Origin of the sequence: Thalassotalea euphylliae, from assembly GCF_003390375.1 — a bacterium.
GTDB lineage: Bacteria > Pseudomonadota > Gammaproteobacteria > Enterobacterales > Alteromonadaceae > Thalassotalea_F > Thalassotalea_F euphylliae_A.
The window spans coordinates 745726-757527 of record NZ_QUOT01000001.1 but is presented as its reverse complement, the minus strand read 5'-3'; the positions used below and the strand labels follow the sequence as shown (position 1 = coordinate 757527).

Genomic DNA, 11802 nt, shown 5'->3' with positions numbered 1-11802 from the left:
GAATATGCTATGCGCTCAAAGCGAAGCGAATTCTAATCGAATTAAGATATGGCGATGTAATAAAATGTAACCGCTAGGTTACGGTTTTGTAACTTCGTAGAAAGTGTGATTAACAATACGCGTATTCGTAATACTGAAGTTTTTCAATAAGCCTAAAACGCAAAGTAAGGCCAGCTTAATAAGTTAGTTAGTGACAGTAGAGTTAGTGACAATAAAAATGCCAGTGAATTAGTGTTGAATACTAACTCACCGACATTTGCCATCAGGCATTACTTCCAAGTTTTCTTTTTGCTAATGGTTTAGCAAGTGTCTTAGAAAGTAAACTTTACCCCCGCTTTGTAAATACGGCCCAGTGCACTGTATGTGCTTGGGAAAGTGTTACCTGAGTTGAAGGTTGTAGAACCTGCTTCGCCGCCAACAACGGGTGGATCTTCATCCGTTACGTTATCAACACCTAAGGTTAACTTGATGTGCTCGCTGATGTGGTAGCTAGCAAATAGGTCAATGTAGTCATAAGCATCAATTGATCTAAATGCTTCAAATGAACCTGCCGCCTGTGCTGGCTCCATATCGATACCACTTAAGTGACGCCACAACATTGAAACAGTGAAGTCTTCCATATCCCAAGTAATACGTTGGTTCCAAGTTGTTTCAGGCGTTGGCGAACAGTTGTTACCGTATGCACCTAAACAATCAATCACAGGTAGTACTTCCGAAGACTGGCGTTCATTCGCGATATAATGGTTAATATCAGTGTTAAAACGCAATTCACCCCAATCTTCAAGACCGATAGCGAAGTTAATACCTACTTCCACACCTTCGGCTAATCGATAGCTTAAGTTGGTGGTAAAGGTCTGAATGCCAGAGCCTGCAATGGTCAAGTCACCACCAATACGAACGATTTTTGCACACTCGCTGGCGATGCCAAATTGATAACACGCATCTAAGGTTTGCTGTGCAGTAAATTCACCAATACTGTTATCGACCTCAATGTCGTAGTAGTCAACAGAAACTTCTAGATCCCAAAGCTCTTCATTGGTATAAACAAAACCTGCAGTGAAGGTTTCAGCTTCTTCAGCATCTGGTAGTTGGCTTGGGTTAGTACCTTGGAAGGCATTAACTTGGCCAGAGATAACATCTTGAACGCGACCTACTTGCGCGTCTGTCATGCCTGTTGAGATACAAAGCTGACGCAATGTACTGTCAATGTTCGCGGCATTAGCAACCGAACAAGGATCGATTAAGGCATTGTCTAAACCAGTTACTGACGGCGATGCAATTTCACCAACGTTTGGTGCACGTGTCGCCTCTTGCTGCATCACACGAACTAGCAAGCTATCAACCGGACGCCAGCTAAAACCAAGTTTCCACGTTTCGTTGCTACCTACTGAGTCGTAGTCTGCTGTACGGAATGCAAATTCCATTTCAAGCGATTCAGCAAAACTTTCACCTTCAACAATAGGTAACACACCTTCAACGAAGAATTCTTCAACTTTAAAACCACCGGCAATTGGTAGGGTGTTACCACCAGCACCACCTAAACAGCTAGTAGGTGCTTCTTTTAAACACTCATCCGGAATAGTTTCACCAGTTTCACGGCGATGCTCATAACCAAAGCTAAGTGATAGTGGTGCGCCTGCCCAAGGTAATTCAATCGCATCAACAGGGCCATTAACACTCGCATTGAACACTTCTTGTGAATATTCTTGCTTAATCAGTGCCGTTGCTGACGAGTAGGCTGCCATTGCTGGCGTAATAGTGCCAAAACCACCGAACAAGTCGATAGGAACACACGTTGAGTCACCATTGTTACAAGTGACGCCGTCTGTGCTATCTAACGCGTTTTGTATGTTACTAACATTTGTGTAGCCCGCACTAATATTGGTTCGGTTAGACTCACCGTATTGGAAAGATACATTGTATTCCCAATCTTCATACAATACCCCTTCGATACCTGCAACTAATTGGAATAGCTGAGTTTCAAAGTTAGTGGTACGAGGGCCTAGCTCTAAAGTACGACGGCGAAGTTGAACTAACAAATAATCTTCTTGGTCAACAACCCCGTTGCCATTTACATCTTGCCAGTTTTGTACGCCATCATTCAGTAAGCCGTTGACAAGCGCTTGGTTACCTGCATCAATGATCCATTGGCGCGCTTGATCGCCAATAAATGGGTTAGCAATTGGTAAATTAAAGGTTGAACCAAATGTACCTGATGGTGCAACTTGCTGTCTTACTTGCGTATTGGTAAAGGTCGCTGTGGTGTAAACAGTGTGCTCTTCCGCTATATCATAATGGGCAATAGCTGTTGCACCGTAGCGCTCTTGCGGGGTTTGATAGAAGTTAAACGGGTTGAAGTTAAAGCGGCTACAATCATCACCTAGCGTTCTATCTTCTCTAAATTGGCCAGCAGCATCTGCACCACCACCAACGATGGCAAAACGTGTAGGAATTGAGGTTGTAGAACCGCCGCCACTTTCAAAGGTAGTTACATTCGGGCCGCCACAATTATCAAGTGGTGGAACTGGGCCTTCGCCATCTAAAAAGGACTGATAACCACCGCCAGATGCTGTCGCGATCCCTAATACGCCCAGAGGTCGGTCGCCTAAAAATACTGGTTTACGATCAGTCCAGTTCATAGAAAGTGCAACGTTACCGCGACCATCACTCAGCGAAGAACCAAGGGTTAGTGCAATACTGTCGGTATCGCCATCACTATCACCTGTTTCTGAATGGTTAATAAGTAGCTCTACACCTTCAAAATTATTCTTCATCACGAAGTTAACGGCACCTGCAATAGCATCAGAACCGTAAACCGCTGACGCACCACCAGTCACTACGTCAACACTTTCAATCAGTGAAACAGGCACTGATGCGGTATCAACAATACCGTTAAAGTTAAACGGTATCATTCGGCGGCCATTCATCAACACCAAAGTACGCTCGGTACCAAGAGCCCTTAAGTCGACCGTTGCAGCACCCGCTGTACCGTTATTTACACTGCCGCCGTCGCCTGGAATAGTTGCTGGCAAGTTACGCAGAACTTCTTCTATTTGTGGGGTTTGTATCATCTCAATTTCTTGAGCACCAACAGATACGATAGGACTGGCAGATACCGCCCCTGGCCGCCTAATTCGGCTACCGGTCACGGCAATTCGTTCGATCTCTTCTTCAGCATTTTGTTCAGCTTGTTGGGCAAAAGTGGTTTGCGGAAGGAGGAGAGCGCTTGAGGTTGCACCAAACATCAGCGCAAAGCGAACTGACTTCGCTACGCTTGTTTTTGTAAACATAATATTCTCCCTGATTTTTTATAATCGTTGTCGAGACGCACGTTTAGCAGCACTACTTACGAAGCTAGTAGTACGAATGAACAGAGCCACGTTACTCCTGTCGCAAAGCACAGACATTAGCCAATCCATCAGTGGCGCAAATAAAGTGATTATTGGCCTCATAGCTGATTTAAACGGTAGCTGGATTTAAATAGGCGAGAATTTTTTACTTTCTTTATGGTAGTAACCACATGATTTTTAATGTAGTTTTAAGATGGGTGTTGGAAAATTTACAGGTGCGCAGATGGTAAAGTTGCAAAAAGTAACAGCGTCAATTAAGCCTTAGTGTGAGAACTATTTGAATAAAGCATGTAATTAACTGTTTAGCTAACTAATAGGCGCATGAGATACAAAAATCAGGCGAGCGTTAATTACAGGGAAGAATCATCCGCGTTATAGATTATGTTTAAAACCTTTATCGACAACTTACCATCTAAATACTTTTGGTTAGCTAATGCCTTGTTTTGGCTGTTATTAAATTCAATGGCTGCAACCAATAGCTACCGTATGAGCCTACACTTTAACAGGCCAGTAGAGTGGTTCGAAGTGTGGTTAGAGTATTTACCGTGGTGGGGAAATTGGGCGCTATTAGCGCCGTTAATTATCGCCAGCACGCAAATGATTTCGTTTGATGTAGAACGTTTGGTGACCTTTGTTGGCAAAACCTGTGCAGTGATGCTGCTGTTTTTCACTCTATATTGGGGCCTAACCATTGTTGAAGTTTCGCTAATTAATAATGGATACATTAACCCAACAGTGCTTGCCGAGGCATTTTCGCAACTTCTACTAAGTCCTTTGCATATGGACTTTCTCGTTTATTTAGCGGTGTTGTGCTCTGGCTATTCATATACCTATTACAAACATTCACGAATTCAAGCACGCCGTAATCAAGAGCTCAGTGAGCAGTTGTTGCAAGTGGAGTTGCAGTCACTGAAATCTCAACTTAATCCACACTTCTTATTTAATACCTTGAACACGATTGCTAGTTTGATCCGCCTAGATAACAAAAATAACGCCATCAAAGCCTTGAGTGAACTCAGCTTTATGCTGAGAAAAGTATTAGAAAATCAGCGGCATCAACTGATTTCGCTCGAGCAAGAAGTCGAGTTTATTCAGAGCTACTTAACTATTCAGCAAATGCGTTTTGCCCATAAGCTGAAAACATCGGTTGATGTTGATGATCAATGCTTGCCACTCGATGTGCCTTTTATGCTGTTGCAACCCTTAGTTGAAAACGCTGTTCAGCATGGCTCTCAGTTAGAAAGCGATCAAAATGAACTAAAATTGTCTGTGTATTGCCAGGATGAATATTTACACGTCAAATTGATCAATAAAATTCCAGAAAAAGATGAACACAAAGGCTTTGGCATTGGCCTGAGTAATTGTCGAAAGCGTTTGGAAAAGCTCTACCATTTGGATTTTCAGTTGAGCCTGACGCCGATGGAAAATGGTTATTTTGAAACTTATCTTTGTATGCCGATTGGAGTATTGGATGCTTAATATTTTGGTTGCTGACGATGAACCGTTAGCACGCGAAACAATAAAATTGTTACTGGCGAATCAAACCGACGTTGGACACGTCTACGAAGCGCAAGATGGAAATCAGGTACTGGATGTCTTTAGTGAGCATCACCCAGATATAGTGTTTCTTGATATTCAAATGCCGGGAAAAACGGGCATTGAGCTAGCCGAACAGTTGCCTAATGACACTGTGATTATTTTTGCGACCGCATATGATCAGTTTGCGATTACGGCATTTGAGCTAAATGCTATTGGTTACTTGTTAAAGCCATTTGATGATGACAAATTCTATGCAGCACTCGATCGTGCCCGCCAACAAGTGGCGAGTAAGTCGCCGACGAACTTCAAAAAAGTTGGGCAACTTATTCAGCATATGGTTGACGAGCAAGACCGAGCCTATAAAACACGTTTAGTGGTGAAAGATCCCGGCCGTATTCGACTCGTCGATGTTGATCAAATTAACTTTATTGCAGGAGCTGGAAATTATGCCGAAGTTCATTTGTTTGATGACAAGCCTGTGCTGCACCGAGAAACACTAACTAGTTTAGAGAAGCAACTCGACCCGAATGTGTTTGTTCGGATTCATCGTTCAACTATTGTGAGGCGCTCGAGTGTTATTGAGCTTAGACCTAATGAAAATGGCGATTATAGCGTGATTTTAAAATCGGGAGAGCAGTTAACGCTTTCGCGCAGAAACAAAGGTAAACTAGAAGCGCTGATTGGTGAACAGTAGTCAGTTGATTCAAAGATGCAAAAGCGAGAAGTTTAGTTTTTAAAGGTTGGTTAAAAAGCGCTGAACTGAAAAAGCTATACCTACAAACTAGGCATAAAAAAGAAGGGGGCAAAACTTCACCCCCTGTAAAGTCATCATCGTGTTTAAAATTGACAGATCATAAACACAAAACTACATGCCTCAATGTCATCGAAAATATGTATCCAGAGAGTAGTTGAATCTCATATTTCTCTTTGACGTGATCAGTATGGCAAAGAGCTATCCTTATCAACAACGGCGTTGGGATAAACTGATTGAAATTTGGGACAAGTGGCAGACATGGATGGAAAACAGGCCTGAAGGATTGGTATTAATGTCTTTCAATATCACCAGAATCAGATGTTTTTATATGCAGAACAACGACTTGTTTAGAGTTTTGCCTTATGTTCTGCTTGAGATATAACGTTGATAATCAGGGACTTTTCGTTCAAACACTTGGCCAAATAAGCTAGAGGTAATGAGTAAATCTGCACTGGCAATATTACAGGCCACCGGAATATTCCAAACAGCGGCAAGTCGCAATAAGGCTTTAACGTCAGGGTCATGTGGCTGCGCTTCTAGCGGATCCCAAAAGAAAATTAACACGTCAATCTTTTGCTCTGTGATCAGTGCGCCAATTTGCTGATCGCCGCCAAGCGGGCCGCTGATGAGTTGGCTTACACTTAGGCCAGTTTGTTTAGCGATGAGTGCGCCCGTCGTACCTGTTGCGTATAGCTGGTGATTTCTTAACTGTTCAATGTGAGTATTAGTCCACTCAATTAAACTGGCTTTCATGTTGTCGTGAGCTACCAGCGCCACGGATTTTTGTGCGTTAGATTGGATTGTTTTATATTCCATCGTTTTATTTTCCCTGATGAGTTCTTTAATAAGCCAACTGCGATGTAATTTTTTAGCTGTAACACTTGTTTTAGCGCACTTATCAACAGAAAGCAGTTATAAAATATTTCATCAAAGGTTTTAGTTAGAGTGTGAAAATAGCGCTATCTAAAATTCACTTTTCGGGTAAAATTGTGGGCTTTCGAAAATAAAAATAATCTCCGCTTTTGATGAAAATCCTTCACACTTCTGACTGGCATTTAGGTCAACACTTTTATGGCAAAAGCCGCGCCAATGAACACCTGCAATTTCTCAATTGGTTGCTTGAACAGGTTACTGAGCACAGCGTTGACGCCATCATTTTAGCGGGTGATATTTTTGATACCAGCACACCGCCAAGCTATGCTCGCGAGCTGTATTTTAACTTTATTAATAAGTTGAATAGATTAGGCTGTCAGTTGATTGCGCTAGCAGGCAACCATGATTCTGTTGCCATGTTAAATGAGTCGAAACAATTGCTAGCAGCACTGAATACGAAAGTGATCACAACGGCATCAACCGATAGTGACGAGCAGTTAGTCACGATTAAAAATGCCAGTGGCGAGGCGCTGGGGGTAGTGTGTGCAATTCCTTTTTTACGTCCACGTGATTTAGTGACAAGTCAAGCGGGACAAAGTGCAACCGACAAGCAATTGCAGCTGCAAGTAGCAATTACCGAGCATTATCAAACACTTTATGAATCGGCGAGTGCCTACCAACTGCCAGTGATCATGACTGGCCACCTCACTACAGTGGGTAGCACAACGTCTGACTCTGTTCGTGAGATATACATAGGCACCTTAGAAGCTTTCCCGGCAAATGCATTTCCCAAAGCCGACTATATTGCACTTGGTCATATCCATCGCCCGCAAAAGGTTGCCGAAAATGACACTATTCGTTATTCAGGTTCACCTATACCGCTCAGTTTTGATGAAGCGTCGCATGACAAAACGGTTAATTTAGTTACCTTTAATGGCCAATCCACTGTTGAAGTCGAAGCACTGGCAATTCCTCGCTTTCGACCAATGGCAATGCTCAAAACTAGTGTTGACGAGCTGGCGACAAGCATTGAACAGCTAGCGCAAGAGTATAGTCAGCAAATCACGAATGAGTTACCTCTGTGGTTAGATATTGAAATTAGCGCACAGGGCTACTTGGCTGATTTGTCTGGGCGTGTGCAAGAATTAGTGAAAGAGCTACCGATAGAAGTGTTGCTCATTCGTCGCAGCAAACAAGAGCGTCAGCAAATACTCGCAGAGCAGCGCACAGTCACGTTAGAAGAACTTTCTGTGAGTGATGTTTTTACCGCTCGCCTAGCACAAGAAGAGTGGCAAACAGATGAGCAAGAGAGCCAAAAAGAACGGCTAACCGAACTCTTCAAGCAAATGCATCAACAAGTGCATCAACAAGTGCTAGATGAAACTAATGCTAAGCATGGTGAATTGAATACGGGAGGCAAAGCCTAATGCGTATTTTGTCACTGCGATTTGAGAACTTGAACTCGTTAAAAGGGCATTGGTTTATCGACTTTAGCAAAGAGCCCTTTGCTGGCAATGGGCTATTTGCGATCACTGGGCCAACAGGTGCAGGTAAAACCACTATTTTAGATGCGATTTGTTTAGCGCTTTATCATCAAACACCAAGGTTAACTATTTCTGATAAAAATAACCAATTGATGACTCGCCACACCGCTTCTTGTTTAGCAGAAGTTGAATTTGAGGTGAAAGGGCAGGGCTATCGTGCATTTTGGAGCCAGCGTCGCGCTAAAAATGCCGCAGACGGCAAACTACAACCTGCTAAGGCTGAACTAGCCACACTATCGGGCGAAATACTTGCTGAAAAGCTGCAAGCAGTAAGGCAGAAAATTGCCCAGTTAACTGGTTTAGACTTTGGTCGTTTCACCAAATCAATGATGTTATCGCAAGGGCAGTTTGCAGCCTTTTTAAATGCATCTGCTAACGATCGTGCTGAACTACTTGAAGAGCTGACCGGCACGGATATTTACGGTGATATTTCTAAAACGGTTTTCCAAGAAGCAAAAGCAAGTGAACAAGCATTAGCACTGCTTAAAGCTAAACTCGATGGCGTTGAGTTACTGAGTGATGAACAAGCGGCCAACTTACAAGCTGAATCGCACTCGTTAACCAAAGTTGAGCAAGAACAAGCACAGTTCGTTGCCAAGCTACAAAAAGATATCCAAGTTCGCCAACAACGCACGATATTGCAAGACAAGCAAAAACAATTAGATGCCAGCCAAGCCGAGCTTGCAGCGCAAAAAAAGCAGCACGCAGGTGAGCTAACAGCCTTAGCCGCTGCAAAGCCTGCGATTGCCATTCAAGACAAATATCATGCAAAACAGCAATTGGTTGAGCAATCACTACATAGCCAACAGCAACTCACGGCGAGTGAATCGAACCTTGCTCAAACTGAGCAGCAGCTCGCTGAGCAAACTGTATTGCGTGCAAGCGCTCAAGACAAGTTAACTGAACGGCAAAACAAATTAAAACAGCGTGTCGCAAGGTTAAATGAGCAAATTTTGCCAACGTTGCAAAACCAGCAGCTTATGGTTGCGCAACAAAGTGACAAGCAAAGTGCTATTCAAGAGAAAAAATCCAGCTTAGCTAAAGTTGAAGTTTTAATAGCAGATAAAAAAGCCGAATTTGACGCATTAACGGCTGAGCACAAAAACATTCAGGCTTACTTAACGGAGCATCTGTATGTTAAGCAACTACCGAGTTATCTTGGCCGTTGGCAAAGCGACTTTAATCGTTTGCAAACGTTGGAAGTACAAAAAAAGAATACCGAGCAAACCATGCAAGAGCTCAGTACTCAACAAGCTGAGGCAGAAAAAGCAAACCTGCAATTAAGCCAAACACTGGAAAACTTGGCTAAAGAGAAAGCGGCATTTCAAGTATCGCTACAAGGGCTAAGCCAGCAAAGAGCAGAAACTTTAGCTGGTATTAGGTTACCTGTGTTAGCTGAGCAGCCTGCTTTACCCCTGACGGAAGCGAGTTTACAGGCATTTATTCAGCAATTGCAGCAGCACCAACAAGGGCTTAATCAACTTAAATTAATCGCGCAACAATTTGCCAATTCCAGTCAGAGCCTGCACGATAAAAAGCAAACAAATGCTGAGCTAAATCAAACCATTAACCAGCAAGAATCTTCGTTAACTGCTAAACGTGAAGAGTTCAAGACGGCTAAGCACACCTTAGATTTGTTAGAAAAAGTAGTTGCTCAACAGCAAACAATTAAGCAGCTATCAGATCACCGTGCTGAGCTTCAACCAGGGCAAGCTTGCCCATTGTGTGGTGCAACTGAGCACCCGGCAATTGCAGAGTACCAAGCGTTAACCAGCTCGGCGGAAGAACAACAGCTAGCAGGTCAGAAAAACCTAGTTGAACAACTAAAACAGCAAGGTATTGAACTTAAAGAACAACTTAATCACCAGCAACGCACGTTAAGCCAAGAGCAAAGCCAAATAACGGTTTTACAGCAAGAATGTCATCAACTCACCGAGCAATGGCAGCATGTTACTCATCAGCTTGATGCCAATATTCCGAGTGTGGTTACTCAAGCGCATAATGCCGTAAATAGTTCGCCTAACGGCTGTGCTAGTAACTCAGTTAATGAGTCGGTTAGTGTATGTTCGGTTGCTCAAATTGATGGTGAGCTAGAAAGTGTTCAGCAACAACTGTCGCAAACCATGAATTGCCAGTCGGCGTTAGTCTCGCTGACAGAGCAAGAGAATAACTTGCAAAAGCAGTTGGTCGATATTGATCAACGCATTGCTCAGTTAAATCAAAGTGAGGCGGTTAACCGTCAGCAAGCCAGTCATCGAGTGGCTGAGCAGCAAAAGCTTAGTGAGCAGTTATCGGCGGTTGGCGCAGAGGTTGGCCAATTATGGCAAGGTATCTCAGAGCAAGTTTCACAGCTTGAATTGCCAATGCCGCGAGCAAGCGAGTTTAGCCAGTGGTTACTGCAACTAGAGCAGCAAATACAGGATTATCAAACGCAACTCACCGCTGCTGAGCAAGTTCAACTCAATATTCAAACGGTAGAAAAATCCTTAATTAGTTACCAGCAACAACAGCTTGCTGAGCAGCAACAGGTCACTGTACTAATCGAGGAAGGCAAGGGGATTGATAGCCAATTGCAAGCACTAGCGCAACAACTGCAACACTTGCTTGGCGAGTCAACCCTTGAACAAGAGCAACAGCATATTGCGACGGAAGAGTCAGCGATAACGTGTGAACAACAGCTAATTGAGAAAGCCTACAACGAGGCAGCCAATGCACATCAACACGCACAAGGGCAACACACTTCATTAGGGAAGCAAGCGCAAAGCTTGAACGAGCAAGTTAGTCTTGCCACAGCGAAGTGGCAGGAAGTACTCGTAGCGAGCGAATTTAGTGATGAAACGGCTTTTATCAATGCCAATATGCCAGCAGAGGAGTTTACTCGCTTAACGGCATTGGCAGATGAACTAAATGTTAGAGAGCAACAACAAAACGCACTTGCGCAGGAATATCAATCGCAATTGGCTAGCCTGCCTGTTGAAGCTGACAGCAATATTTCATTGTCAGAGATGACAGAAAAGCTAGTGAAAGATGAAACTGAACTCAAGGCACTGCAAACGAAATTAGCCCAGCTTGATTTTGAACTACAGCAAGATAAAAAGCGCCGTGACGAGCAGCAAAGTTTAATGGCAGATATTGCCAAGCAGCAGATTGCACTTAACGATATTAGTCACCTAAATGGCCTGATTGGCTCGGCAGACGGCGCTAAATTTAGGCGCTTTGCACAAAGCTTAACCCTAGAGTACTTGGTTCATTTGGCGAATAAGCAATTAATGCGACTACATGGCCGATACCAGCTAACGCGACAAACAAATGAGTCGCTTGCACTCGAGGTGGTTGACACATGGCAAGCAGACTTAACCAGAGATACGAAAACTCTTTCCGGTGGCGAGAGTTTCTTGGTGTCACTTGCATTGGCGCTGGCGTTGTCTGATTTAGTGAGCGCGAAAACACAAATCGATTCGCTGTTTTTAGATGAAGGCTTCGGCACACTTGACAATGATACGTTGGAGGTAGCTTTAGACGCGCTCGATAATCTAAACGCGGCCGGCAAAATGATTGGGGTTATCAGTCATATTGATACGTTAAAAGAACGTATCGCAACCCAAATCAAAGTGGATAAAATGAGCGGTTTAGGAGTTAGTAAACTCGAGCCTCAGTTTGTTTATTCGCCTAACTAATAACAGGGCAACGCTATTACCAAAGTTGAACCTTTCGCCGTCAATAACCGTGATAACGTTAGGTT

Annotated in this window: 6 protein-coding genes; 4 read left to right on the top strand and 2 right to left on the bottom strand. The window is 43.5% G+C overall.

Features of this window, described 5'->3' with window-relative positions; genetic code table 11:
* Positions 1 to 311 precede the first annotated feature (311 nt).
* On the bottom strand, positions 312 to 3290 hold the full coding sequence (locus DXX94_RS03370; protein ID WP_116013850.1) for a TonB-dependent receptor domain-containing protein: 2979 nt from the start codon (positions 3288 to 3290) through the stop codon (positions 312 to 314).
* A gap of 441 nt (positions 3291 to 3731) precedes the next feature.
* On the opposite strand from DXX94_RS03370, the gene DXX94_RS03365 reads away from it, so the two are divergent.
* Entirely contained in the window at positions 3732 to 4829 is a 1098-nt protein-coding gene (locus tag DXX94_RS03365) for a sensor histidine kinase (protein WP_245961430.1), read from the top strand.
* Positions 4822 to 5583 carry a LytR/AlgR family response regulator transcription factor gene (locus tag DXX94_RS03360; protein WP_116013849.1) on the top strand — a complete coding sequence of 254 codons (762 nt, stop codon included), beginning with the start codon at positions 4822 to 4824 and terminating at the stop codon, positions 5581 to 5583. The genes DXX94_RS03365 and DXX94_RS03360 overlap by 8 nt, the downstream gene beginning before the upstream one ends.
* A gap of 420 nt (positions 5584 to 6003) precedes the next feature.
* Here DXX94_RS03360 and DXX94_RS03355 read toward each other — a convergent pair whose 3' ends face one another.
* Entirely contained in the window at positions 6004 to 6459 is a 456-nt protein-coding gene (locus DXX94_RS03355; RefSeq protein WP_116013847.1) for a methylglyoxal synthase, read from the bottom strand.
* A 209-nt stretch (positions 6460 to 6668) separates the two neighbouring features.
* On the opposite strand from DXX94_RS03355, the gene sbcD reads away from it, so the two are divergent.
* Positions 6669 to 7943 (top strand): exonuclease subunit SbcD, encoded by a 1275-nt coding sequence (gene sbcD, locus DXX94_RS03350; RefSeq protein WP_116013846.1) that lies wholly within the window; start codon positions 6669 to 6671, stop codon positions 7941 to 7943.
* Complete coding sequence (locus DXX94_RS03345) at positions 7943 to 11737, top strand: AAA family ATPase (RefSeq protein WP_116013844.1); 3795 nt, start codon at positions 7943 to 7945, stop codon at positions 11735 to 11737. Before sbcD ends, DXX94_RS03345 begins: the two co-directional genes overlap by 1 nt.
* Positions 11738 to 11802: the final 65 nt, after the last annotated feature.

Coding starts and splice junctions, on each gene's coding strand:
- DXX94_RS03365 (WP_245961430.1), top strand. CDS start 3,732: ATGTTTAAAACCTTTATCGACAACTTACCATCTAAATACTTTTGGTTA.
- DXX94_RS03360 (WP_116013849.1), top strand. CDS start 4,822: ATGCTTAATATTTTGGTTGCTGACGATGAACCGTTAGCACGCGAAACA.
- DXX94_RS03370 (WP_116013850.1), bottom strand. CDS start 3,290: ATGTTTACAAAAACAAGCGTAGCGAAGTCAGTTCGCTTTGCGCTGATG.
- sbcD (WP_116013846.1), top strand. CDS start 6,669: ATGAAAATCCTTCACACTTCTGACTGGCATTTAGGTCAACACTTTTAT.
- DXX94_RS03345 (WP_116013844.1), top strand. CDS start 7,943: ATGCGTATTTTGTCACTGCGATTTGAGAACTTGAACTCGTTAAAAGGG.
- DXX94_RS03355 (WP_116013847.1), bottom strand. CDS start 6,459: ATGGAATATAAAACAATCCAATCTAACGCACAAAAATCCGTGGCGCTG.